Origin of the sequence: Paracoccus lichenicola (genome assembly GCF_009708075.1) — a bacterium.
In the GTDB taxonomy this organism is placed as follows: Bacteria; Pseudomonadota; Alphaproteobacteria; order Rhodobacterales; family Rhodobacteraceae; genus Paracoccus; species Paracoccus lichenicola.
Window position 1 is genome coordinate 30090 of sequence record NZ_WMBT01000002.1, and the last position, 22934, is coordinate 53023.

The window sequence follows — 22934 nt, forward strand, 5'->3', positions numbered from 1 at the left end:
TTCAGCGGTCATCGGCTTCCCAGCCTGTACCGCAAGACTGACGCTAGAACGGAAAGGTTGAAGAAGGATTAAGGCGTTCCTTCTTCTTCATGAAAATATCCCGCGGGGGTCCGGGGGCGCGAAGCCCCCGGCGTTGGAGGATCACGATGACCGCGCAACTCTGGTGCTTTGGCGAATCGGGCAATGCCTACAAGGCGGCGCTGACCATGGAACTGGCGGGCCATCACTGGGCACCAGTCTACGTCGATTTCTTCAACGGCGAGGCGCGCAGCCCCGCCTTCCGCGCCCTCAACCCCATGGGCGAGGTGCCGGTCTTTCGCGAGGACGGCCTGACCCTGACCCAATCCGCCGTGATCCAGCTGCACGTCGCCGAACGCACCGGCAGGTTCATGGGGTCCGACCGCAACGAAACGCTGCGCTGGCTGATGTTCGATAACCACAGGCTGTCGGGCCAGGCCGGTCCCGCTCGGTTCCTGCTGAACTTCCTGCCCGCAGGCAAGCGCCCGGCAGGTGCTGCGGAATACCTGCAAGGGCGGCTGAAGGCGGCCTACAAGGTGCTGGACGACCACTTGTCCACGCGCGACTGGATCGCCGACAGCGCCCCCACCATCGCCGACTTCGCCTGCTGCGGATACCTGTTCTATCCCGAGCCTTTCGGCTTCGACCGCAAGGACTGGCCCCATATCGACCGCTGGCTGGACGCGATCAGCGCCCTGCCCGGCTGGAAACACCCCTATGATCTGATGCCCGGCAACCCATCCGACCGGGCGCCCAAGGAGGACGCATGACCGACGCATTCATCTATGACGCTGCCCGCACCCCGCGCGGCAAGGGCCGCCCCGACGGCAGCCTGCACGAAGTCACCGCGCTGGCGCTGTCCGCCCGCCTGCTGAACGCCGTCAAGGAACGCAACAACCTGGAAGGCCACGCGGTCGAGGACGTGATCTGGGGCAACGTCACCCAGGTCAAGGAACAGGGCGGTTGCCTGGCGCGATCCGCCGTGCTGGCGTCCGACCTGGACGAACGCATCCCCGGCCTGTCGATCAACCGCTTCTGCGCCAGCGGGATGGAGGCCGTGAACCTCGCCGCCAACCAGGTCAAGGCCGGCGCAGGCAGCGGCTATATCGCCGGCGGGGTCGAGATGATGGGCCGCGTCCCCATGGGCAGCGACGGGGCGGCCATCGCCGTCGATCCCAGTCTGGCGATGAAGACCTATTTCGTGCCGCAGGGCATCAGCGCCGACATCATCGCAACCGAATACGGCTTTTCGCGTGAGGAGGCCGACAAGCTGGCCGTGGAAAGCCAGCGGCGCGCGGCGGCAGCCTGGCAGGAAGGCCGCTTTTCCCGCTCCATCGTGCCGGTCAGGGACCAGAACGGCCTGACCATCCTGGACCATGACGAATACATGCGCCCCGGCACCACCATGGAGGATCTGGCCAAGCTGAAGCCCGCCTTCAAGGACATGGGCGAGATGATGCCCGGCTTCGACAAGGTGGCGATGCTGAAATATCCGCATCTGGACCGCATCGACCACATCCACCACGCGGGCAACAGTTCCGGCATCGTGGACGGCGCGGCGGCGGTCCTGATCGGGAACGAGGAATTCGGCCGCATCCATGGCCTGCGCCCCCGCGCCCGGATCCGCGCCACCGCCAAGATCGGCACCGACCCCACCATCATGCTGACCGGCCCCGTCCCCGTGACCGAGAAGATCCTGGCCGACAGCGGCATGTCCATCGGCGACATCGACCTGTTCGAAGTGAACGAGGCCTTCGCCGCCGTGGTCCTGCGCTTTATGCAGGCCTTCCAGGTCGATCCCGGCAAGGTGAACGTCAACGGCGGCGCGATGGCCCTGGGGCATCCGCTGGGCGCGACGGGCGCGATCATTATCGGCACCCTGCTGGACGAGCTGGAACGGCAGGACAAGGAAGTGGGCCTCGCCACGCTGTGCATTGCGTCCGGCATGGGCGCGGCCACGATCATCGAGCGGGTGTGATGCGCAAGCTCGACCTTGCCGCCGTGCCCGTGAAGACCGGCTCGATCTATCCCGCGCCCTATGCGGCGATGATGGCGGGACGGTCCAGCCTGCGCTTGGGCCAGGCGGCGGGGCTGACGCAGTTCGGCGTCAACCTGGTCACGCTGGAACCCGGAGCGATGTCCTCGCTGCGCCATTGGCATCGGGCCGAGGACGAGTTCGTCATGGTGACCCAAGGCGAATGCGTCATGATCACCGATGACGGCGAGGAGACCATGCGTCCGGGCGATTGCGTGGGCTTTCCTGCCAACACGCCGGACGGCCACCACTTCGTCAACCGCAGCGATGCGCCCGCCCGCTTTCTCGTGATCGGCAGCAAGGCGGCCGAGGAAGTGGCGACCTATTCCGATGTCGATCTGGTGCTGGTCCTGAAGGACGGGACGGCGACCTATACCCACAAGGACGGGCGGCCCTATGCGCCCGAGGGAGAGAACGAATGACCGATTTCACCATGCAGAAGGACGCCGACGGCGTCGCCGTCATCACCTGGGACGTGCCCGGCAAGTCGATGAACGTGCTGTCGCTGGACGGCGCATCCGAACTGAACACGCTGATCGACGACGCCTTGGGCGATCAGGCCGTGAAGGGCATCGTCATCACCAGCGGGAAAAAGGACTTCGCCGCCGGGATGGACCTGAACGTCATCGCCGGCATGAAGGCGGGTGGCGCGCAGCAGGTCTTCGACGGGATCATGTCGCTGCACCATGTCCTGCGCAAGATCGAGCGGGCGGGCATGGATCCCAAGACGCTCAAGGGCGGAAAGCCCATCGCCGCCGCCCTGCCCGGCACGGCGCTCGGCATCGGGCTGGAACTGCCGCTGGCGACGCACCGCATCTTTGCCGCCGACAATCCCAAGGCCAAGATCGGCCTGCCCGAGATCCTGGTCGGCATCTTCCCCGGCGGCGGCGGCACGATCCGGCTGTTGCGCAAGCTGGGGGCCATGGCCGCCGCGCCTTACCTGCTGGAAGGGAAGCTGTCGGACCCGAAGAAGGCCAAGGCCGCAGGCCTGATCGACGAGGTGGTCGCCGATCCCCTGGCCGCCGCGCGCGACTGGGTGCTGAACGCCACGGACGCCGATCTGGTCAAGCCCTGGGACCAGAAGGGCTACAAGATGCCGGGGGGCGAACCTTACCACCCGGCGGGCTTCATGACCTTCGTCGGCGCATCGGCCATGGTGAACGGCAAGACCATGGGCGTCTATCCCGCCGCCAAGGCGCTGCTGTCGGCGGTCTATGAAGGGGCGCAGGTGCCTTTCGACACCGCGCTGAAGATCGAGGCCCGGTGGTTCACCAACGTGCTGATGAACCCCTCCTCCACGGCGATGATCCGCAGCCTGTTCATCAACAAGGAGGCCTTGGAAAAAGGCGCGAACCGCCCCGAGGCGCCGGACCAGTCGGTCAGGAAGGTCGGCATCCTGGGCGCGGGGATGATGGGCGCGGGCATCGCCTATGTCAGCGCCATGGCGGGGATCCAGGTGGTGCTGATCGACGCGAAGCAAGAGGCTGCGGACAAGGGCAAGTCCCATTCCGAAGGCCTGCTGGACAAGGCGATCAGCCGCAAGAAATCGACCGAGGAGAAGAAGGCCGAGGTGCTGGCCCGCATCACCGCCACCACGGATTATGCCGCGCTTGAGGGCTGCGACCTGATCGTGGAGGCGGTGTTCGAGGATCCCGCCGTAAAGGCCGAGGTCACGAAAAGGGCCGAGGCGGTGATCCCCGAGGACGCGATCTTCGCCACCAACACCTCGACCCTGCCCATCGGCGACCTGGCCCGCGCCAGCGCCCGGCCCGAGCAGTTCATCGGCATCCACTTCTTCAGCCCCGTGGACAAGATGAACCTGGTCGAGATCATCAAGGGCCAACAGACCGGACCCCGCGCGGTGGCCAAGGCGCTGGATTTCGTGCGCCAGATCCGCAAGACGCCCATCGTGGTGAACGACGCGCGGTTCTTTTACGCCAACCGCTGCATCATCCCCTATATCAACGAAGGCATCCGCATGGTGGCCGAAGGGGTCAGCCCCGTGCTGGTCGAAAACGCCGCCAAGATGATGGGGATGCCGCTGGGACCGCTGCAACTGGTCGATGAAACCTCCATCGACCTGGGCGTGAAGATCGCCAAGGCCACGCGCGCGGCGATGGGCGACGCCTATCCCGACGGCGCGGTGGACGAGGTGCTGTTCTGGATGGCCGACCAGGGCCGCCTGGGGCGCAAGTCGAACGCGGGCTTCTATGCCTATGGCGACGACGGCAAGCGGCAGGGGCTTTGGGACGGGCTTGCGGCGCGCTATCCGCAGGCCGAGGATCAGCCGGACCTGACCACCGTGCAGCACCGCCTGATGTTCGCCCAGACCCTGGAAGCCGTGCGCGCCTTCGAGGATGGCGTGCTGGAGGACATCCGCGAAGGCGATGTCGGCGCGATCCTCGGCTGGGGCTTCGCGCCCTGGACCGGCGGGCCGTTCGCCTGGCTGGACATGCTGGGCGCCGCGCGCGCGGTCCAGATCTGCGACCGGCTGGCGGCGGATCACGGGGATCGTTTCGCCGCGCCCAGGCTGCTGCGCGCGATGGTGGACAGCGGGCAGGGATTCTATGACCGCTACGGCAGCGGCAAGAAGGCCGCCTGATCCTTGGCGCCCCGGCTGCAAGGCCGGGGCGCTACAGCGCCATGTCGTCGCGGTGGACCAGGGCGGCGCGGGCGGTATAGCCCAGGATCGCCTCGATTCGGTCGGACCGGTGGCCCGCGATGCGCCGCGCCTCGTCGGCGGTATAGCGGGTCAGGCCCGTCGCCAGCGTCTGCCCTGACGGCCCGGTGATCGCCACGGGATCGCCCCGCCCGAATTCGCCCACGACCGTGCGCACGCCTGCGGGCAGCAGCGACTTGCCCCCTTGCAGCGCCATGACCGCGCCTTCGTCCACCACAAGCGCGCCCTTGGGCTTCATCGCGGCGATCCAGCGCTTGCGGGCAAGCTGCGGGTCGCTTTCGGCCAGGAACCAGCTGCACCGCGCGCCGTTCGCCACCGCCGACAAGGGGCGCATCACCGACCCTTCGGCAATCGCCATGGCGCAGCCCCCGGCGATGGCGGTGCGCGCGGCCATCAGCTTGGTCTTCATGCCGCCCTTGGACAGGCCCGAGACAGGATCGCCGCCCATCGCCTCGATCTCGGGCGTCAGCTGTTCGATCACGGGCAGGTGGCGGGCGGTCGGGTCGGTCTTGGGATTGGCGGTGTAAAGCCCGTCCACGTCCGACAGCAGCAGCAACTGGTCCGCGCCGCAGGTCACGGCGATCTGGGCTGCCAGCCGGTCGTTGTCGCCGAAGCGGATCTCGTCCGTCGCCACGGTGTCGTTCTCGTTGACGATGGGCACCACGCCCAGGGACAGCAGCGTCTGCATGGTGGCGCGGCTGTTCAGGTAACGGCGCCGGTCCGCGCTGTCCTCCAGCGTCAGCAGCACCTGCGCGGTCGTAACGCCATGGGGAGCCAAGGCTTCCTCATAGGCGCGCGCCAGTCGGATCTGGCCCACGGCGGCGGCGGCCTGCGCCTGTTCCAGCGGCAGCGCGCCCAGGGGCAGGCCCAGCACCCGGCGGCCAAGCGCGATGGACCCGGACGACACCAGCACCACGTCGCAGCCCCGCCCGCGCCATAGGGCCACGTCGTCGCACAAGGCCCGCAGCCAGTCGCCGCGCAGTCCGTTTTCGTCCACCAGCAGCGCGGATCCGACCTTGACGACCAGCCGCCGCGCCCCCGTCAGGGTCGGGCTTAGGGTTGCCATGGCGCCTCGGGGTCGTCCTTCGCGGTCTGGCGGGACGGCTCGATCTGGGTCCACAGCGCGCGCAGAACCTCGGTCACGCCCAGCTTCGCCACGCCCGACATCAGCAGGACCGGGCCGCTAATCTCGCCCTCCAGTGCCGCCTTGCGTTCAGCAATCGCCTCGTCGTCCATGGCGTCGATCTTGTTCAGCGCCGTGACGCGCGGCTTTTCCATCAGGACCGGGGAATAGGCCTCAAGCTCGGTCAGGATGGTGCGGGCGTCCGTCGCCACATCGTCCGAGGTGCCGTCCACCAGGTGCAGCAGCACGCGGGACCGTTCGACATGGCCCAGGAACTGGTCGCCCAGGCCCCTGCCCTCGCTCGCGCCCTCGATCAGGCCGGGGATGTCGGCCATGACGAATTCATGATTGTCGATGCCCACCACGCCCAGGTTCGGATGCAGCGTGGTGAAGGGATAATCCGCGATCTTGGGGCGCGCATTCGACACCGCCGCCAGGAAGGTCGATTTCCCGGCATTGGGCAGCCCCACCAGCCCCGCATCCGCGATCAGCTTCAGCCGCAGCCAGATCGTGCGTTCCACCCCCGGCTGGCCCGGATTGGCGGTGCGCGGGGACCGGTTGGTCGAGGTCTTGAAATGCAGGTTGCCCCACCCGCCATTGCCGCCGCGCGCCAGCAGCACGCGCTGGCCGGGTTCGGTCAGGTCGGCGACGACGGTTTGCTCGTCCTCCTCCAGGATCTCGGTTCCCACGGGCACCTTCAGCACGACATCGTCCGCCGACTTGCCGGTCATCTGGCTGCCCATGCCGTGCTGGCCGGATTTCGCGAAGAAATGCTGCTGATAGCGAAAGTCGATCAGCGTGTTCAGCCCCTCGACCGCCTCGGCCCAGACATCGCCGCCATTGCCGCCGTCGCCGCCGTCGGGACCGCCGTATTCGATGAACTTCTCGCGCCGGAAGGACACGCAGCCCGCGCCGCCGCCACCCGAGCGGATATAGACTTTGGCGAGGTCGAGGAATTTCATGGCGGCAGGCTCCTGGTTCAAGGGGATGCGATACGCCCACTGGTGCCCTGGTTCAAGACCCGCAAACTTCTTGCCAGAGTCAAGCACCGTCAGCACACTTGGCCCAGGGGGCCGCAAGCGCCCCGATTCTGTGGAGAATGTTCATGTCCGGCAAGGCCATCGCGGAATTCATCGGCACCTTCATCCTCGTGTTCTTCGGCGTGGGTTCCGCCGTCCTGATGGGCGCGGAAATCGGCTTCCACGGCATCGCCATGGCCTTCGGCCTGTCCATCGTGGCTGCGGCCTATGGCCTGGGCGCGATCTCGGGGGCGCAGTTGAACCCGGCGGTGTCGCTGGGCTTCCTGACCTCGGGGCGGATGGGGATGGGCGATTTCGTCACCTATTGCATCGCGCAGATCCTGGGGGCGGTGGCGGCCGCGGCGGTGATCCTGGTCATCGCCTCGGGCAAGGCGGATTATTCCGTGGCGCAGAACGGGTTGGGCCAGAACGGCTGGGGCGTGGGTTATAACGGCGGCTACACGCTGCTGGCGGCGCTGGTGTTCGAATTCGTGGCGACCTTCCTGTTCGTGACCGTGATCCTGGGCGCCACGCAGACCGACGCGCCGGCGGGCTTTGCCGGGCTTGCCATCGGGCTGACGCTGGCGGGGATCCACCTGGTCGGCATCAACGTGACGGGCGTGTCGGTGAACCCCGCGCGGTCGATCGGGCCTGCGGTCTTCGCGGGCGGGCAGGCGCTGTCGCAACTGTGGCTGTTCATCCTGGCGCCGCTGGCGGGCGGGGCCGTGGCGGGCGCGCTGCATGGCGCGGGCATCACCCGTTCGCCCCACGTCAAGCCGCGCGGCTGAGGGCCTGGCCCTTTTTCCGCAAGCCTCCGGTCCCTAGATGAAAGGGACAGGAGGCCCCCGATGATCCATTTCGACAACAGCTATGCCCGCCTGCCGCAGGGCTTCTTTGCCCGCGTGGCGCCCACGCCCGTGGCCGAACCCCGCCTTCTGGCCCTGAACGAGGGGCTGGCGCACCGGCTGGGCCTGGATGCGGACTGGCTGGCCAGCCCCGAGGGCGTGGCGATGCTGGCGGGCAACGCGGTGCCCGCAGGGGCCGAACCCATCGCCCAAGCCTATGCCGGCCATCAGTTCGGCGGCTTCGTTCCGCAACTGGGCGACGGCCGCGCGGTCCTGCTGGGAGAGATCAAGGCCCCCGACGGCGTGCGCTTCGACATCCAGCTGAAGGGCAGCGGGCCGACGCCCTTTTCGCGGCGCGGCGACGGGCGGGCCTGGATGGGTCCGGTTCTGCGCGAATACGTCGTCAGCGAATTCATGCACGCGATGGGCGTGCCCACCACCCGCGCCCTGGCCGCCGTCGCGACGGGTGAAACCGTGTGGCGCGAAACCGGCCTGCCCGGCGCGGTCCTGACCCGCGTGGCCGCCAGCCATATCCGCGTCGGCACCTTCCAGTATTTTGCGGTGCGCGACCGGACCGATGCCCTGGCCGCCCTGACCGATCACGTCATCGCCAGGCATTATCCAACCGCGAACGGCCCGCTGTCGCTGCTGGATCACGTCGTGGCGCGGCAGGCGGAAACCATCGCGCACTGGATGGCGCTTGGCTTCATCCACGGGGTGATGAACACCGACAACATGGCGGTGTCGGGCGAAACCATCGACTATGGTCCCTGCGCCTTCATGGATGTCTATCACCCCGACACGGTGTTTTCGTCGATCGACCGGGGCGGGCGCTATGCCTGGGCGCAGCAGCCGCAGATCGCGGTCTGGAACCTGGCGCAGCTTGCCACCAGCCTGATCCCCCTGATGGGCGAACGCGACGCCGCCATCGAGGCCGCGACGAAATCCGTTCACGGCTTCGCGCCGCTGTATCAGGCGGCATGGATGCGGCGGTTCGGCGAAAAGCTGGGCCTGACCGAGGCGGCGGACGTGCAGCCCCTGGCCGAGCGCCTGCTGACCCTGATGGCCGGGCAGCGCGCGGACTTCACCCGCGTTTTCGCCGGTCTGTCCGACGGCAGCGCCCGGGACGAGTTCATCGAGCGGGATGCCTTCGACGCCTGGGCCGCCGACTGGCGGGCGCAGGATCCCGACCCGGACCTGATGCGCCATGCGAACCCCGTCCGCATTCCACGCAACCACCGGATCGAGGAAGCCATCGCCGCTGCCGTGGCGGGCGACCTGGACCCTTTCCATCGCCTGTTCGACGCCGTGACGCATCCGCGCGAAGCCCGCGCGGATTGGGACGACCTGGCAGTTGCCCCGCTGTCCGAGCAGATCGTCCACCAGACCTTCTGCGGCACCTGATCAAATCGCGGGCAGCTGCGTGATCCCCTTGCGGCTGCCCTGCCTCCCGCTATCTTGCGACCAGCATCGAAAGGCGGCATGTCCCTGTTGAGACTGGCAAGTTACAATCTGCACAAATGCCGCGGGCTGACCGGCCCGCACGCGCCGGAACGCAACCTTGCCGTCATCGCCGCGCTTCAGCCCGACATCATCGCCTTGCAAGAGGTCGATTTCCGCCTGGGCGCCCGCCCCGAGGCCCTGCCCCGCAGCCTGATCCACGAGGCCACGGGCTTGGTGCCGGCGAACATGACGACCACGGGCGAAAACTCGCTGGGATGGCACGGGCAGACGATCCTGATGCGGCCGGATCTTGCCGAACAGGCGGTGCTGCGCCGCCTGCCCCTGCCGGGGATCGAGCCGCGCGGGGCGGTCGTCCTGCGCCTGCCCCGGCTGACGGTGATCGGCGTGCATCTGGGCCTGGCGCGGTCCTCTCGCCGCGCGCAACTGGCGCGGATCACCGCGCAGGCCGCGCGGATCGCGGACGACAACATCGTCCTGATGGGCGACTTCAACGAATGGCACGACAGCCGGGGCCTGGAATCGCTGGCGGGGTTCCGCGTCATCGCGCCCGGCCCGTCCTATCCCGCGCCCCTGCCCCAGTTCCGCTTCGACCGCATCGCCATGTCGCAGCACCTGAAGCTGCTGAAGCATGGCGTCTTTACCGGTGCCCAGGCCCGCGAGGCGTCCGACCACCTGCCCATCTGGGCCGAGATCGAGCAGCCCTGAGAAGCAGAGGTCCGGCAGGCGAATGTCCAGTGGACATTCGCCCGGACCGATTGCCCGGAGGCGCAAGCCGCAGGGCAAGGGGCGCGCGGCCAGACCAGACATCCGCAATCCGGCCGCGCCTGACTGGGCGGGCGCGGTTATCGCGCCTGCCAAGGGGCAGGCAGGCGCGGCCGGATTTGTCGCGGGACAAATCCGGCAATCCCCTGGCCCAAGTTTCGACTTCCGACCTGCCCCCGCGGCAGCTATGAAGACGCCGACACGAAACATCAGGGGGCACCCATGACCGCCATCATCGACATTTTCGCGCGAGAGATCCTGGACAGCCGCGGCAACCCGACCGTCGAGGTCGATGTGACGCTGGAAGACGGCACCATGGGCCGGGCGGCGGTGCCCTCGGGGGCGTCCACGGGCGCGCACGAGGCGGTCGAAAGGCGCGACGGCGACAAGGCCCGCTACATGGGCAAGGGCGTGCTGGAGGCCGTGGCGGCCGTCAACGGCGAGATCGCCGAGAACCTGATCGGCGAGGACGCGACCGAGCAGCGCGCCATCGACATGATGATGTGCGATCTGGACGGCACCCCCAACAAGGGCCGGCTGGGCGCGAACGCCATCCTGGGCGTGTCGCTGGCAGTGGCCAAGGCCGCAGCCGATGCCACCAACCAGCCGCTGTATCGCTATGTCGGCGGCACGTCGGCGCGGATCCTGCCGGTGCCGATGATGAACATCATCAATGGCGGCGAACATGCCGACAACCCCATCGACATCCAGGAATTCATGATCATGCCGGTGTCTGCGGAAAACATCCGCGACGCCGTGCGCATGGGATCCGAGGTGTTCCACACGCTGAAAAAGGAACTGTCTGCGGCGGGCCTGGCGACCGGCGTGGGCGACGAGGGCGGCTTTGCCCCGAACCTGTCCAGCACCCGCGATGCCTTGGACTTCATCCTGCGCGCGGTGGAAAAGGCAGGCTACAAGCCCGGCGACGACATCATGCTGGCGCTGGACTGCGCCGCGACCGAGTATTTCAAGAACGGCCGCTACGAATTTGCGGGCGAAGGCAAGTCGCTGACCTCGGCCGAGAACGTCGATTACCTGGCCGCGCTCTGCGCCGACTATCCGATCCTGTCGATCGAGGACGGCTGTTCCGAGGATGACTGGGACGGCTGGAAGCTACTGACCGACCGGCTGGGCGGCAGCGTGCAACTGGTGGGCGACGACCTGTTCGTGACCAACCCGGCGCGCCTTGCGGAAGGCATCGCCAGGGGCTGCGGCAACAGCCTGCTGGTCAAGGTCAACCAGATCGGCACCCTGTCGGAAACGCTGGACGCGGTGCGCATGGCGGATCGTGCCGGTTACACCAGCGTCATGTCGCACCGTTCGGGCGAGACCGAGGATGCGACCATCGCCGACTTGGCGGTCGCCACCAACTGCGGCCAGATCAAGACCGGCAGCCTTGCCCGGTCCGACCGGCTGGCGAAATACAACCAGCTGATCCGCATCGAGGAGATGCTGGGCGCCACCGCGGAATACGCCGGGCGCAGCATCCTGCGCTGACTGCAGGCAAGCCCGCTGCCAGCGCCGCCCCTGGAACAGCCGGGCGGCGTCATTTTTTCCGGCCCTCGCGCGCTCGCCACTCGACAGGCGGCAATCACGGGCTAAACTGCGGTCATTCGGGGCAAGGCCCCGGCGGGCAGCAATCGTGATGCCCTGATCGGAGGAGAGTTCATGAAAGATTCCAAGACCCTGCACCGCAGGTCGTTTTTGACCAAGGCCTCGGTCGGCGGCGTCGCGGCTGCGGCGGGCGCCACCTTGGCGGCACCGGCCATCGCGCAGGAAGCGCCCACCATCAACTGGCGGTTGGCCTCGTCCTTCCCGAAGTCGCTGGACACGATCTATGGCGGCGGCGCGGAACTGTCCGAGCGCCTGAAGGAAGCCTCGGACGGCAAGTTCAACATCCAGGTCTTTGCCGCCGGAGAGATCGTGCCGGGTCTGGACGCGATCAACGCCGCTGCCGACGGGACCGTCGAATCCGCGCATTCGGTCGGTTACTACAACTGGGGCAAGGATCCGGCATTCGCCTGCGGGGCCGACCTGCCCTTCACCTTCAGCGCGCGCGCGAAGAACGCCTATAACTATCAGGGCGGCGGGATCGACCAGTACAACCAGTTCCTGGAAACGGTGGGCCTTGTCGGCTATCCTTGCGGCAACACCGGCGTCCAGATGGGCGGCTGGTTCCGCAAGGAAGTGAACACCCTGGCCGACATGCAGGGCATCAAGATGCGCATTTCCGGCCTGGCCGGGCGCGTGGTGGAAAAGCTGGGCGTGGTCCCGCAGCAGATCGCGGGCGGCGACATCTATCCGTCGTTGGAAAAGGGCACCATCGACGCCGCCGAATGGGTCGGCCCCTATGACGACAACAAGCTGGGCTTCCAGAAGGTCGCGCCTTATTATTACTATCCCGGCTTCTGGGAAGGCGGGCCGACGGTCAGCTTCTTCGTCAACAAGGCCAAGTTCGACGAACTGCCCGACAGCTACAAGGCGCTGCTGCGCACCTGCTGCCAGGCGACAGACCAGAACATGCTGGCGAAATACGACTACAAGAACCCGACCGCGCTGAAGGAACTGGCTGCCTCGGGTGCGCAGTTGCGGACCTACAGCGAGGAAATCCTCACCGCCGCCTTCGCCGCCGCGAACGAGGTTTATGCCGAGATCTCGGCCCAGAACGAACACTTCAAGCGGCAATACGAGGCGCAGTTGCAGTTCCGCGACGACTGGTATCTGTACAACCAGACAGCGGAATACACCTTCGACACCTTCATGATGATCCAGCAGCGCAACGGCAAGCTTGCGCCCACGCAAGGCTGATCGTCATCGCTTCGTGACAAAGGGAAAGGCCGGGCATCTCGCCCGGCCTTTTTCGGTTCAGTTGCTGCCGCCCAGGCCGGGCGGCGGACCGCCCAGGCCAAGCCCGCCTTGCGCGGGCGCAGGCTGGGGCGTGGCCGGGGCAGCGCCCTCTGCCGGTGCCGGTATGGCAGGCGCAGGGGCACCAAGGCCCGCCGGGGGCGAACCCAGACCCGGTGGCGTGCCGCCCAGGCCGCCCGAGGGCGCCGACGTGCCACCACCTGCCGGGGCCTGCCCGAACGGCGAACCGCCGAGGCCACCGCCCAAGCCGCCGCCCAGACCGCCGCCCAATCCACCGCCAAGGCTGCCCGAACCGCCCGACGGGATCTCCAGCCGGACGTTCGAGGCATCGACCGGCGCGCCCTTGTAATGCATGACCAGCCCGGGAAAGGCGATCACCACGCCGATCATCACGATCTGGATGAAGACGAACGGCACCGCGCCCCAATAGATCTGGCCCGTCCGCACCGGCTCCATCGTCAGGCCGGTCACGCGGTCCTTGTAGGGGGCCTTGGGCGCGACCGATCGCAGATAGAACAGCGCGAAGCCGAAGGGCGGATGCATGAAGCTGGTCTGCATGTTCACGCCCAGGATGATGCCGAACCAGATCAGGTCGATCCCCAGGCTTTCCGCCGCCGGGGCCAGCAAGGGAACGATGATGAAGGCCAGCTCGAAGAAGTCGAGGAAGAAGGCCAGCAGGAAGACCAGAAGCGAGACGGCGATCAGGAAGCCCAGCTCGCCCCCCGGCAGCGAGGTCAGCAGATGTTCGACCCACAGGTGGCCGTTGACGCCATAGAAGGTCAGCGAAAAGACCCGCGCCCCGATCAGGATGAACATCACGAAGGCCGACAACCGCGTCGTCGCCCAAAGCGCCTGCCGTATCACGTCCATGCTCAGCCGGCGCTTCATGCCGGCCATCACCAGGGCGCCCACGGCCCCCATGGCGCCGCCCTCGGTCGGGGTGGCGATGCCCAGGAAGATCGTGCCCAGCACCAGGAAGATCAGCGCCAGCGGCGGGATCAGCACGATGATGACCTGCTGGGCCAGACGCGACATGGCGTTCAGGCCCGAGGTCTTGTCCAGAAGGGCCACGACATAGATCAGCCCGACCGCCGCGACCAGGCCCCAGATCGGCGCGTCCGCGGCATGGGTCGGGCCAAGCCAGCGGGCCGTCAGCCAGAAGACGCCCCCCGCCACCAGCAGCGCCACGATCAGCGAGGTCACGCCCGAGCCGAGCGTCCGCGCCTCTTTTGGAAGGGCGGGCACGGAATGGGGCCGGATGATCGACATCGTGAAGATGTAGAGCATGTAGAGACCCGTCAGCACCAGCCCGGGGATCATCGCGCCCTTGTACATGTCGCCCACCGACCGGCCCAACTGGTCGGCCAGCACGATCAGCACCAAGGACGGCGGGATGATCTGCGCCAGCGTCCCCGACGCGGCGATCACGCCCGATGCCACGCGCCGGTCATAGCCGTATCGCAGCATGATCGGCAGCGAGATCAGGCCCATGGCGATCACGGACGCCGCGACGACGCCCGTGGTCGCCGCCAGCAGCGCGCCCACGATGATCACCGCATAGGCAAGCCCGCCCCGGACCGGGCCGAACAACTGGCCGATCGTGTCCAGCAGATCCTCGGCCATGCCGGATTTTTCCAGCACGATGCCCATGAAGGTGAAGAAGGGGATGGCCAGCAACGTCTCGTTGGCGACGACCCCTCCGAAGAAGCGGTCGGGCAGCGCGCCCAGAAGCGGCCAGGACAGGTTGATGGATCCGCCCGACAGCGGTGCGAGTTCCACCCCGACGACGAAGAACAGAAGGCCGTTGGCGGCCAGCGCGAAGGCCACCGGATAGCCGATCAGCAGGAAGACGATCAGCGAAACGAACATGATCGGCGCCATGTTCTGCGCGATAAGTTCCATCATTTGCGGATGTCCTCGCGCGGTTTATCGACCGGCAGGTCGGTCAGCGGGTGGTTCGGATCGGCAAAGCCCGCCTGTTGCAGCAGCTCCTCGTCCAGGTCCAGGGGGGCATGATGGCCCATCGGCATGTTGTAATCGGGGATGAGGCCGCGCATCACGGCGATCTTCTTGATGATTTCCGAAATGCCCTGCAGCAGCAGCAGCACGAAGCCCGTGAACAGCAGCGCCTTGGCGGGCCACAGCATCAGCCCGCCCGCGTTCATCGACATCTCGCCCGTGCGCCAGGACCGGGACAGCCAGGGCCACATCAGCCACAGGCTCAGCAGGACGAAGGGCATCAGGAAGAAGACATGGCCCAGCAGTTCGATCCAGTGCTGGACCCGGCGCGGCCAGGCGCCGAACAGGATGTCGATGCGAATATGTTCGTTTTCCAGCAGCGTATAGGCCGCCGCCAGCAGGAAGGCCGCGCCATACAGATACCACTGCAATTCCAGCCAGGCGTTCGACGAAATGCTGAAGGCCTTGCGGATGATGGCATTGGTGGCGCTGACGAAGATCGCCAGAAGGATCAGCCAGGACACGTTCCGGCCGATCACGGTATTGAGGCGGTCGATGCCGCGCGACAGGGCCAAGAGGCCACCCATTGAAAACCCTCCCTCTGGCCGGCCCTTGTCGATCCGGCCAGCCCGTTTGTCCCTGGGGTATGCGCGAAGGCCGGAAACCGGTCAAGAATTTCGGTAACTTGGCCGTTACGTCACCCTTGAAAGGGCAGTTCGGCAGCAGGCGGCTGCCGCCTTGGGGTCAGCCGATCACAAGACGGCCCGGCCCTGCAACTGCGCGTCCGATCACCGCCGCCTCGGCAAAGCCGTGATCGCGGAAGATCGCCAGGGCCGCGTCCGCCTGATCCTCGGCGCAGGCGACCAGCAGCCCGCCGCTGGTCTGCGGATCGGTCAGCAGCGCGTGGTCGATGTCGGCGAATCCCTCGGGCAGCAGAACGTCGTCGCAATAGCTGGCCCAGTTCCGCCCCGACGCGCCCGTCACATGGCCCGAACCCGCCAGTTCCCGCACCCCGGTCAACAGCGGCACGGCGGCCCAGTCCAGCCGCAATTCGCAGCCCGACCCCCGCGCCATTTCCAGGGCATGGCCCGCCAGGCCGAAGCCCGTCACGTCGGTCATCGCGTGAACCCCCGCCAGCCGCGCCAGATCCGGCCCCGGCGTGTTCAGCCTGGTCGTGGCGGCGATCATCGCGCCGTAGCCATCATCGGACAGCGCCCCTTTCTTCAGCGCCGCCGACATCACGCCGACGCCCAAGGGCTTGCCCAGGATCAGCACGTCGCCCGGACGCGCGCCCGAATTGCGCTTCACATGCGCCGGATCGACCAGGCCCAGGGCCACCAGGCCATAGATCGCCTCGACCGAATCGATGGTGTGGCCGCCGCCGATGGGAATCCCCGCCTCGCGGCAGGCCATGGCGCCGCCTTCCAGGATGCGGGCGATGGTTTCGCCGGACAGCGTGTTGATCGGCATTCCCACCAGCGACAACGCCATGATCGGCGTGCCGCCCATCGCGTAAACGTCGCTGATCGCGTTCGTCGCGGCGATGCGCCCGAAATCCAGCGGATCGTCCACGATGGGCATGAAGAAATCCGTCGTCGCCACCAGCGCCTGCCGGTCGTTCAGCAGGTAAACGGCGGCGTCGTCCGAGGTCTCGATCCCCACCAGCAGCGCCTCGGGGACCGGCAGCATCGCCGTGCCGCGCAGCAGCCCGGTCAGCACCCCCGGCGCGATCTTGCAGCCGCAGCCGCCGCCGTGGGACAGGGATGTCAGGCGCGGTTCGGTCTTGTGCTGGTCGTCCATCGGGGCCTCCGCTTCGGTTCGCGCCACGCTATCACCCGCAAATCGCATCTTCAACGGAACGCGGTTTGCGCATAGGACGGCGGGGCAAGGAGAGAACCCATGCTCAAGACCCGCATCATTCCCTGCCTGGACGTGGCCGATGGCCGCGTCGTCAAGGGCGTCAACTTCGTGGACCTGATCGACGCGGGCGATCCCGTGCAGGCGGCCAAGGCCTATGACGCCGCCGGAGCGGACGAGATCTGCTTCCTGGACATCCACGCCACGCACGAAAACCGGGGCACCATGTTCGACCTGGTGACGCGGACGGCGGAACAGTGCTTCGTGCCGCTGACCGTGGGCGGCGGCGTCAGGACGCACGAGGACGTGCGGGCGCTGCTGCTGGCCGGGGCCGACAAGGTCAGCTTCAACTCTGCCGCCGTGGCCGACCCCGACGTGGTGGCCCAGGCAGCCGACCGCTTCGGCAGCCAGTGCATCGTGGTCGCCATCGACGCCAAGACCGTCGCGGAGGGCCGCTGGGAAATCTTCACCCACGGCGGCCGCAAGCCCACCGGCATCGACGCCGTGGAATTCGCCCGCATGGTCGAGGCTAAGGGCGCGGGAGAGATCCTGCTGACCTCCATGGACCGCGACGGCACCCGGGCGGGCTTCAACATCCCCCTGACCCGCGCCATCGCGGACGCGGTGAACATTCCCGTGATCGCCTCGGGCGGGGTCGGCACGCTGAATCACCTGGTCGAAGGCGTAACCGAGGGTCATGCCAGCGCGGTCCTGGCCGCCTCGATCTTCCATTTCGGCACCTTCACCATCGCCCAGGCCAAGGCCCACATGGCCGCCGCCGGCATCCCGGTGAGGCTGGCATGAGCGCGATCCACGATCTGGCCGCCACCATCACCGCGCGCCAATCCGCAAGCCCGGACGACAGCTGGACCGCCAAGCTGCTGGCCAAAGGTCCCGAAAAATGCGCCGAGAAGTTCGGCGAGGAAGCCGTCGAGGCGATCATCGAGGCCGTCAAGGGCGACCGCGCCCGCCTGACGGCGGAGGCCGCCGACGTGATCTTTCATCTGCTGGTGATGCTGGCCGCGCGCGGCGTGACCCTAGCTGACGTGGAGGCGGAACTGGACCGCCGCGCAGGCACCTCGGGGATCGCGGAAAAGGCGGCGCGGCCGTCGTGATCGGACAAGCCCGTCTCACACCCTTTCCCTTGGCGGGGCTTGGGGTCTATAAGCGGGCAAATTGTTGCGGCCGGGCCGCGACCGAAGAAACATGGCAGAGGACCGCATGAGCAACGATTCCCGGAACGGCAAGCATCACGAAGGCGACGTGGCTTTCATCCAGTCTCTGGCGGAATTGCTGAACTCCAGCGAACTGTCGGAACTGTCGGTGAAACGCGAATATGGCGAACACGACCGCCTGACGGTCAGCCTGTCCAAGCACGCGCGCCAGGTGACCTATGCCGCGGCCCCGGTTGCCGCAGCCCCCGCCGCCCCCTCGGCTGCCCCCGCCGCGCAATTGCCCGCCGTTTCCGAGGATCCGGCCAGCCTGCCCGGCGCCGTGACCTCGCCCATGGTGGGCACCGCCTACCTGTCCGCCGAACCCGGCGCCGCACCCTTCGTCCAGATCGGCCAGACCGTCGCCGAAGGCGACACCCTGCTGATTGTCGAGGCGATGAAGACCATGAACCACATCCCCGCCCCCCGTGCGGGCACCGTCAAGCGCATCCTGATCGACGACGGCACCCCGGTCGAATTCGGCGCGCCCCTGATGGTCGTCGAGTAAGCCATGTTCGACAAGATCCTGATCGCCAACCGGGGCGAGATTGCCCTGCGCGTGATTCGCGCCTGCCGCGAGATGGGCATCCAGTCCGTCGCGGTCCATTCCACCGCCGACGCCGACGCGATGCATGTCCGCATGGCCGACGAATCCGTCTGCATCGGTCCCGCGCCGTCCTCGGCCAGCTACCTGTCCATGCCCGCCATCATTTCCGCCTGCGAGATCACGGGCGCGCAGGCGATCCATCCGGGCTATGGCTTCCTGTCGGAAAACGCCGCCTTCGTGCAGATGGTGGAAGACCACGGCATCACCTTCATCGGCCCGCGCGCGGAACATATCCGCATCATGGGCGACAAGATCACCGCCAAGGACACCATGAAGGCGCTTGGCGTGCCCTGCGTGCCGGGCAGCGACGGCGGCGTCGATGACGTGGACCAGGCCAAGCGCGTGGCGGCCCAGATCGGCTATCCGGTCATCATCAAGGCCACCGCAGGCGGCGGCGGGCGCGGCATGAAGGTCGCCCTCGACGAGGCGGGCCTTGAGGTCGCCTTCCGCACCGCCCGGGCCGAGGCCAAGGCCGCCTTCGGCAACCCCGATGTCTATCTCGAGAAATACCTGCAAAGGCCGCGCCACATCGAAATCCAGGTCTTCGGCGACGGCAAGGGCCGCGCGGTCCACCTGGGCGAACGCGACTGTTCGTTGCAACGCCGCCACCAGAAGGTGCTGGAGGAAGCCCCCGGTCCGGCGATCACGGCAGAGGAACGCGCCCGCATCGGCCAGATCTGCGCCGATGCCGTGTCCCGGATCGGCTATTCCGGGGCCGGCACCATCGAGTTCCTGTACGAGGACGGCGAGTTCTACTTCATCGAGATGAACACCCGCCTTCAGGTCGAACATCCGGTGACCGAGGCGATCTTCGGCGTGGACCTGGTCCGCCAGCAGATCCTGGTCGCATCGGGCGCCGCCATGGAATTCCGCCAGGAAGACCTGACCATCCGCGGCCATTCGATTGAGGTTCGGATCAACGCCGAAAAGGTGCCGGGCTTCTCGCCCTGCCCGGGCCGGATCACCCAGTATCATGCGCCAGGCGGCCTTGGCGTGCGGATCGATTCCGCGCTTTACGACGGCTATTCGATCCCGCCCTATTACGACAGCCTGATCGGCAAGCTGATCGTGCATGGCCGCGACCGCCCCGAGGCGCTGGCCCGCCTGGACCGCGCCTTGGGCGAGCTGATCGTGGACGGCATCGACACGACCGTCCCGCTGTTCACGGCTTTGCTGAAGGAACCCGACATCCTTGCAGGCAACTACTCGATCCACTGGCTGGAACGCTGGCTGGATCAGAAGTTCGGCTGATCCGGGACCATGCTGACGCCCGCGCAATTGCTGAAAGGCTATGCGCGCGGCGTCTTTCCCATGGCCGAAAGCGCCCATGACCCGCGCCTTTACTGGTATGATCCGCCGCTGCGGGGGATTCTGCCGGTGGGCAGGGTCCATGCCTCGCGATCCTTGCTGCGGGATCTTCGCAAGGGGGGGTGGTCGGCGCATCTGGACGGCGATTTCGACGCCGTCGTGGGGGCCTGCGCGGATCGTGAGACGACCTGGATCAACGCGCCTTTGATGGGGCTTTATCATCAGCTTCACGGCGCGGGCCACGCCCATGCCCTGGAAATCCGGCACGAGGGCGTCTTTGCGGGCGGCATCTTCGGCGTGACCCTGGGGGCGGCCTTCTTCGGGGAATCCATGGTTTCAGCCCGGACCAACGGCTCCAGAATGGCGCTGCTGTGGATGTCCAGCCACCTGGCGCGCTGCGGCTTCACCCTGTTCGACACGCAATTCCTGACCCCGCACCTGGCCCGCATGGGCGGCCGGGAAATACCGCGAGAGCATTATCACCGGCTTCTGGCCAATGCCTTGGCCCGACGCGCCGATCTGATGGCGCATCCCCTGCCCTCAGGGGATCAGCTTTGGCAGGAAATCACCCAGACATCATAGCGGGCATCATCCAGCGCCGACAACGCGGGCGAGGACGCGATCATCCAGCCGCTGAACCGCATGACGTTCTGCGACATGTCCGCGATGGTCAGTTGCGCATAGGCGTCCGAACTGGGATCACCCGCCGGATAGCGGCATTCGCCAAGCCGGATTTCCAATCGGCCATAACGGACAGCCTCGCCCACCTGAACGGGAAGGTCCGTCGTGCGGCCAGAGATCTTGTCAAGGCCGCGCAGCAACGCCCCGTCGGCCCGCGCGACCTGCTGCGCACCGGCGGGCGTGGCAAGGGCGGCCAGCAGCAGGGCGATGCGGATCACGGCTGGTCCCCTTCGTCCTGCGCCTGGCTGTCCACGAACTTCATCATCAGCGACAGCAGGCTGACGGCGCCCTGCACATCCTCGATCTCGTCCCCCGGAGCAAGGTTCTCGGGACTGCCGCCCGGCTGGATCAGGATATAGGCGCCGCCAAGCAGCCCGTCCGTCTGGATCAGCGCAGCACTGTCCGCCGGCAAGGCGATGTTGCCGGGAATCGTCAACCGCGCATCCGCCATATAGGTGTCGGGATTCAGCTGGACATCCGACACGCGGCCGACGCGGACCCCGGCCAGACGGACCTCGGTGCCCACGGCGACGCCGTCCACATCGGGAAACGAGGCGCGGACCTCATAGCCGGTTTCCCGGGCAAGACCCTCGCCAAAGCCCCAGACCAGAAACCCGGCGGCGGCAAGCAGCACCGCGGCACCGGCCAGCAACTCGGCCCGATGCTCGATCCCGGTCGTCATCTATTCCGGCTGCCAGGCGTCATAATCGCGCCGCACGGGCTGCTCGGCATGATACAGCGAGCCTTCGGGATAATAGGCGCCCGTGGTCCCGGTCTGGTTTTCCTTGTGCGGCTTTTCCCAGGACTTGTGCTGCAAGGGCGCCTTGGTCGGGGGTTCGTTCCAGGTGTGGTGCAGCCAGCCATGCCATTCCGGGCTGACCCGGCTGGCCTGCGATTCCCCGCTGAAGATCACCCAGCGGCGCGACCCGTCCTTGTTCTGGTAGAAGATGTTGCCCTCGGCATCCTCGCCGACCTTGATGCCGTTCCGCCAGGTCCAGAACTGGGTGTTGATCGTCTGGCTGTTCCACCAGGTCAAAACGCGAAGCAGGAAGGACATAAGCTGGAACCTCTTGGTCTTTGGCTGGCAAAGCTATGGCGCAAAGCGCGGCGAAGATCCAGCCTGCCCGTGCAGCGGCGGCATGGCAAAGGGCCTTGCGGCCCCCGCCTCAGCCTGCCGAGGCCGTTTCCTTTTTCGGATCCGAATGGATCAGCAGCGGCTTGACCGCGGGGTTGTCCACCGCCTCGTCGTTCACCACGACCTCCTCGACGCTGTCCATGCCGGGAAGCTCGAACATGGTGTCCAGCAGGATGTCCTCCATGATCGACCGCAGGCCCCGCGCGCCGGTCTTGCGCTTGATGGCGCGCTTGGCGATGGCCTGCAGCGCGTCCTCGGTAAAGGTCAGTTGCACGCCTTCCAGGTCGAACAGGCGCTGATACTGCTTCACAAGCGCGTTCTTCGGCTTGGTCAGGATGATGATCAGGGCTTCCTCGTCCAGGTCGGTCAGCGTGGCGATCACCGGCAGACGGCCGACGAATTCCGGGATCAGGCCGAATTTCAGCAGATCCTCGGGTTCCAGTTCCTTGAACATCTCGCCCACGCCGCGGTCGTCGTTGTCCTTGACCGAGGCGCCGAAACCCATCGCCGTGCCCTTGTTGCGCTGCGCGATGATCCGTTCCAGGCCCGCAAAGGCGCCGCCGCAGATGAACAGGATGTTCGTGGTGTCCACCTGCAGGAATTCCTGCTGCGGATGCTTGCGCCCGCCCTGCGGGGGAACGGACGCGACCGTGCCCTCCATGATCTTGAGCAGCGCCTGCTGCACGCCTTCCCCGGACACGTCGCGGGTGATCGAGGGGTTGTCGGACTTGCGGGTGATCTTGTCCACCTCGTCGATATAGACGATGCCGCGCTGCGCCCGTTCGACGTTGTATTCGGATGCCTGCAACAGCTTGAGGATGATGTTCTCGACATCCTCGCCCACGTAACCGGCCTCGGTCAGGGTGGTGGCGTCGGCCATGGTGAAGGGCACGTCCAGGATCCGCGCCAGGGTCTGCGCCAGCAGCGTCTTGCCGCAGCCGGTCGGGCCGATCAGCAGGATGTTCGACTTGGCCAGCTCGATGTCGCCCTTGGTGCCGTGGTTCAGCCGCTTGTAGTGGTTGTGGACGGCCACCGACAGGACGCGCTTGGCGTGTTCCTGGCCGATCACGTAATCGTCCAGCACCGCGCAGATTTCCTTGGGCGTCGGCACCCCGTCGCCCGATTTCAGCCCCGAGGATTTCGTTTCCTCGCGGATGATGTCCATGCACAGTTCCACGCATTCGTCGCAGATGAACACGGTGGGTCCCGCGATCAGCTTTCGCACCTCATGCTGGCTCTTGCCGCAAAAGCTGCAATAGAGCGTGTTCTTGCTGTCACTGCCGGACTGGTTCGCCATCGTCCACGTTCCTTGATTGCCACAGGCCTTCCGGCCTGCAGGCGGCACCCGTCGCCCTGTGCCGCATC

At 66.9% G+C, this 22934-nt stretch carries 23 protein-coding genes; 14 read left to right on the plus strand and 9 right to left on the minus strand.

The genetic code is table 11. The features are described 5' to 3' along the window. The first annotated feature begins 146 nt into the window (after positions 1-146). The 4 genes from GIY56_RS03575 to GIY56_RS03590 are packed head-to-tail and all read left to right on the plus strand — an operon-like array spanning position 147 to position 4655. Positions 147-788, plus strand: coding sequence for a glutathione S-transferase family protein (locus GIY56_RS03575; protein ID WP_154763457.1), 642 nt, complete (start codon positions 147-149; stop codon positions 786-788). Beyond that, positions 785-1996 carry an acetyl-CoA C-acetyltransferase gene (locus tag GIY56_RS03580; protein ID WP_154763458.1) on the plus strand — a complete coding sequence of 404 codons (1212 nt, stop codon included), beginning with the start codon at positions 785-787 and terminating at the stop codon, positions 1994-1996. The genes GIY56_RS03575 and GIY56_RS03580 overlap by 4 nt, the downstream gene beginning before the upstream one ends. Continuing rightward, positions 1996-2475: a cupin domain-containing protein gene (locus tag GIY56_RS03585; protein WP_154763459.1), complete on the plus strand. Its 480-nt coding sequence runs from the start codon at positions 1996-1998 to the stop codon at positions 2473-2475. The genes GIY56_RS03580 and GIY56_RS03585 overlap by 1 nt, the downstream gene beginning before the upstream one ends. Next, positions 2472-4655, plus strand: coding sequence for a 3-hydroxyacyl-CoA dehydrogenase NAD-binding domain-containing protein (locus GIY56_RS03590; protein WP_154763460.1), 2184 nt, complete (start codon positions 2472-2474; stop codon positions 4653-4655). The genes GIY56_RS03585 and GIY56_RS03590 overlap by 4 nt, the downstream gene beginning before the upstream one ends. A 31-nt stretch (positions 4656-4686) precedes the next feature. Here the strand turns inward: GIY56_RS03590 and proB are convergent, their stop codons facing one another. Then, the gene (gene proB / locus GIY56_RS03595) at positions 4687-5799 is read right to left on the minus strand and encodes a glutamate 5-kinase (RefSeq protein WP_154763461.1); all 1113 of its coding nucleotides are present in this window, start codon (positions 5797-5799) and stop codon (positions 4687-4689) included. Continuing rightward, positions 5787-6818, minus strand: coding sequence for a GTPase ObgE (obgE, locus tag GIY56_RS03600; protein WP_154763462.1), 1032 nt, complete (start codon positions 6816-6818; stop codon positions 5787-5789). Before obgE ends, proB begins: the two co-directional genes overlap by 13 nt. A 143-nt stretch (positions 6819-6961) precedes the next feature. Between obgE and GIY56_RS03605 the strand changes: the two genes are divergently transcribed. The 5 genes from GIY56_RS03605 to GIY56_RS03625 all read left to right on the plus strand — a co-directional run bounded on the left by GIY56_RS03605 (position 6962) and on the right by GIY56_RS03625 (position 12754). Further along, positions 6962-7663: an aquaporin gene (locus GIY56_RS03605; protein ID WP_154763463.1), complete on the plus strand. Its 702-nt coding sequence runs from the start codon at positions 6962-6964 to the stop codon at positions 7661-7663. A gap of 60 nt (positions 7664-7723) precedes the next feature. Beyond that, on the plus strand, positions 7724-9124 hold the full coding sequence (locus GIY56_RS03610; RefSeq protein WP_154763464.1) for a protein adenylyltransferase SelO: 1401 nt from the start codon (positions 7724-7726) through the stop codon (positions 9122-9124). Between the two features lie 78 nt (positions 9125-9202). Next, positions 9203-9889, plus strand: a complete 687-nt coding sequence (locus tag GIY56_RS03615; RefSeq protein WP_154763465.1) for an endonuclease/exonuclease/phosphatase family protein — start codon at positions 9203-9205, stop codon at positions 9887-9889. 279 nt (positions 9890-10168) lie between these two features. After that, the gene (gene eno, locus GIY56_RS03620; RefSeq protein ID WP_154763466.1) at positions 10169-11443 is read left to right on the plus strand and encodes a phosphopyruvate hydratase; all 1275 of its coding nucleotides are present in this window, start codon (positions 10169-10171) and stop codon (positions 11441-11443) included. A 189-nt stretch (positions 11444-11632) separates the two neighbouring features. Then, on the plus strand, positions 11633-12754 hold the full coding sequence (locus tag GIY56_RS03625; protein ID WP_154763882.1) for a TRAP transporter substrate-binding protein: 1122 nt from the start codon (positions 11633-11635) through the stop codon (positions 12752-12754). A gap of 57 nt (positions 12755-12811) precedes the next feature. Here GIY56_RS03625 and GIY56_RS03630 read toward each other — a convergent pair whose 3' ends face one another. The 3 genes from GIY56_RS03630 to selD form a co-directional block, all read right to left on the minus strand. After that, positions 12812-14716: a TRAP transporter large permease gene (locus tag GIY56_RS03630; protein WP_154763467.1), complete on the minus strand. Its 1905-nt coding sequence runs from the start codon at positions 14714-14716 to the stop codon at positions 12812-12814. Then, positions 14713-15357 (minus strand): TRAP transporter small permease subunit, encoded by a 645-nt coding sequence (locus GIY56_RS03635; protein ID WP_154763468.1) that lies wholly within the window; start codon positions 15355-15357, stop codon positions 14713-14715. Before GIY56_RS03635 ends, GIY56_RS03630 begins: the two co-directional genes overlap by 4 nt. A 157-nt stretch (positions 15358-15514) precedes the next feature. Next, on the minus strand, positions 15515-16570 hold the full coding sequence (gene selD / locus GIY56_RS03640; protein ID WP_154763883.1) for a selenide, water dikinase SelD: 1056 nt from the start codon (positions 16568-16570) through the stop codon (positions 15515-15517). A gap of 99 nt (positions 16571-16669) precedes the next feature. Here selD and hisF point away from each other — a divergent pair, with 99 nt between their 5' ends. The 5 genes from hisF (at position 16670) to aat (ending at position 20335) form a co-directional block, all read left to right on the plus strand. Further along, positions 16670-17431 carry an imidazole glycerol phosphate synthase subunit HisF gene (gene hisF / locus GIY56_RS03645; protein ID WP_154763469.1) on the plus strand — a complete coding sequence of 254 codons (762 nt, stop codon included), beginning with the start codon at positions 16670-16672 and terminating at the stop codon, positions 17429-17431. Beyond that, the gene (locus GIY56_RS03650; protein WP_154763470.1) at positions 17428-17742 is read left to right on the plus strand and encodes a phosphoribosyl-ATP diphosphatase; all 315 of its coding nucleotides are present in this window, start codon (positions 17428-17430) and stop codon (positions 17740-17742) included. Before hisF ends, GIY56_RS03650 begins: the two co-directional genes overlap by 4 nt. A 106-nt stretch (positions 17743-17848) precedes the next feature. Then, complete coding sequence (gene accB, locus GIY56_RS03655) at positions 17849-18346, plus strand: acetyl-CoA carboxylase biotin carboxyl carrier protein (protein ID WP_154763471.1); 498 nt, start codon at positions 17849-17851, stop codon at positions 18344-18346. Between the two features lie 3 nt (positions 18347-18349). Next, a complete protein-coding gene (gene accC, locus GIY56_RS03660) occupies positions 18350-19696 on the plus strand; it encodes an acetyl-CoA carboxylase biotin carboxylase subunit (RefSeq protein ID WP_154763472.1) in 1347 nt (448 codons plus the stop codon). A 9-nt stretch (positions 19697-19705) separates the two neighbouring features. Continuing rightward, complete coding sequence (gene aat / locus GIY56_RS03665) at positions 19706-20335, plus strand: leucyl/phenylalanyl-tRNA--protein transferase (protein ID WP_154763473.1); 630 nt, start codon at positions 19706-19708, stop codon at positions 20333-20335. On the opposite strand, the gene GIY56_RS03670 is transcribed toward aat, so the two are convergent. The 4 genes from GIY56_RS03670 to clpX form a co-directional block, all read right to left on the minus strand. Then, positions 20302-20652 (minus strand): DUF2155 domain-containing protein, encoded by a 351-nt coding sequence (locus GIY56_RS03670; protein ID WP_328288426.1) that lies wholly within the window; start codon positions 20650-20652, stop codon positions 20302-20304. The genes aat and GIY56_RS03670 overlap by 34 nt on opposite strands. Next, positions 20649-21116, minus strand: a complete 468-nt coding sequence (gene mlaD, locus GIY56_RS03675; RefSeq protein ID WP_154763474.1) for an outer membrane lipid asymmetry maintenance protein MlaD — start codon at positions 21114-21116, stop codon at positions 20649-20651. Before mlaD ends, GIY56_RS03670 begins: the two co-directional genes overlap by 4 nt. Then, the gene (locus GIY56_RS03680) at positions 21117-21491 is read right to left on the minus strand and encodes an NADH:ubiquinone oxidoreductase subunit NDUFA12 (RefSeq protein ID WP_154763475.1); all 375 of its coding nucleotides are present in this window, start codon (positions 21489-21491) and stop codon (positions 21117-21119) included. A gap of 109 nt (positions 21492-21600) precedes the next feature. Beyond that, positions 21601-22866, minus strand: a complete 1266-nt coding sequence (clpX, locus tag GIY56_RS03685) for an ATP-dependent Clp protease ATP-binding subunit ClpX (RefSeq protein WP_154763476.1) — start codon at positions 22864-22866, stop codon at positions 21601-21603. Between the last annotated feature and the right edge of the window lie 68 nt (positions 22867-22934).

Excerpts from the sequence above, each read along its gene's own strand:
- GIY56_RS03680 (WP_154763475.1), bottom strand. The coding sequence starts at position 21,491 with ATGTCCTTCCTGCTTCGCGTTTTGACCTGGTGGAACAGCCAGACGATC.
- clpX (WP_154763476.1), bottom strand. The coding sequence starts at position 22,866 with ATGGCGAACCAGTCCGGCAGTGACAGCAAGAACACGCTCTATTGCAGC.
- GIY56_RS03585 (WP_154763459.1), top strand. The coding sequence starts at position 1,996 with ATGCGCAAGCTCGACCTTGCCGCCGTGCCCGTGAAGACCGGCTCGATC.
- GIY56_RS03615 (WP_154763465.1), top strand. The coding sequence starts at position 9,203 with ATGTCCCTGTTGAGACTGGCAAGTTACAATCTGCACAAATGCCGCGGG.
- mlaD (WP_154763474.1), bottom strand. The coding sequence starts at position 21,116 with ATGACGACCGGGATCGAGCATCGGGCCGAGTTGCTGGCCGGTGCCGCG.
- accC (WP_154763472.1), top strand. The coding sequence starts at position 18,350 with ATGTTCGACAAGATCCTGATCGCCAACCGGGGCGAGATTGCCCTGCGC.
- GIY56_RS03610 (WP_154763464.1), top strand. The coding sequence starts at position 7,724 with ATGATCCATTTCGACAACAGCTATGCCCGCCTGCCGCAGGGCTTCTTT.
- GIY56_RS03605 (WP_154763463.1), top strand. The coding sequence starts at position 6,962 with ATGTCCGGCAAGGCCATCGCGGAATTCATCGGCACCTTCATCCTCGTG.
- selD (WP_154763883.1), bottom strand. The coding sequence starts at position 16,570 with ATGGACGACCAGCACAAGACCGAACCGCGCCTGACATCCCTGTCCCAC.
- GIY56_RS03575 (WP_154763457.1), top strand. The coding sequence starts at position 147 with ATGACCGCGCAACTCTGGTGCTTTGGCGAATCGGGCAATGCCTACAAG.
- GIY56_RS03650 (WP_154763470.1), top strand. The coding sequence starts at position 17,428 with ATGAGCGCGATCCACGATCTGGCCGCCACCATCACCGCGCGCCAATCC.
- obgE (WP_154763462.1), bottom strand. The coding sequence starts at position 6,818 with ATGAAATTCCTCGACCTCGCCAAAGTCTATATCCGCTCGGGTGGCGGC.
- proB (WP_154763461.1), bottom strand. The coding sequence starts at position 5,799 with ATGGCAACCCTAAGCCCGACCCTGACGGGGGCGCGGCGGCTGGTCGTC.
- eno (WP_154763466.1), top strand. The coding sequence starts at position 10,169 with ATGACCGCCATCATCGACATTTTCGCGCGAGAGATCCTGGACAGCCGC.
- accB (WP_154763471.1), top strand. The coding sequence starts at position 17,849 with ATGAGCAACGATTCCCGGAACGGCAAGCATCACGAAGGCGACGTGGCT.
- hisF (WP_154763469.1), top strand. The coding sequence starts at position 16,670 with ATGCTCAAGACCCGCATCATTCCCTGCCTGGACGTGGCCGATGGCCGC.
- GIY56_RS03630 (WP_154763467.1), bottom strand. The coding sequence starts at position 14,716 with ATGATGGAACTTATCGCGCAGAACATGGCGCCGATCATGTTCGTTTCG.
- GIY56_RS03635 (WP_154763468.1), bottom strand. The coding sequence starts at position 15,357 with ATGGGTGGCCTCTTGGCCCTGTCGCGCGGCATCGACCGCCTCAATACC.
- GIY56_RS03590 (WP_154763460.1), top strand. The coding sequence starts at position 2,472 with ATGACCGATTTCACCATGCAGAAGGACGCCGACGGCGTCGCCGTCATC.
- GIY56_RS03580 (WP_154763458.1), top strand. The coding sequence starts at position 785 with ATGACCGACGCATTCATCTATGACGCTGCCCGCACCCCGCGCGGCAAG.
- aat (WP_154763473.1), top strand. The coding sequence starts at position 19,706 with ATGCTGACGCCCGCGCAATTGCTGAAAGGCTATGCGCGCGGCGTCTTT.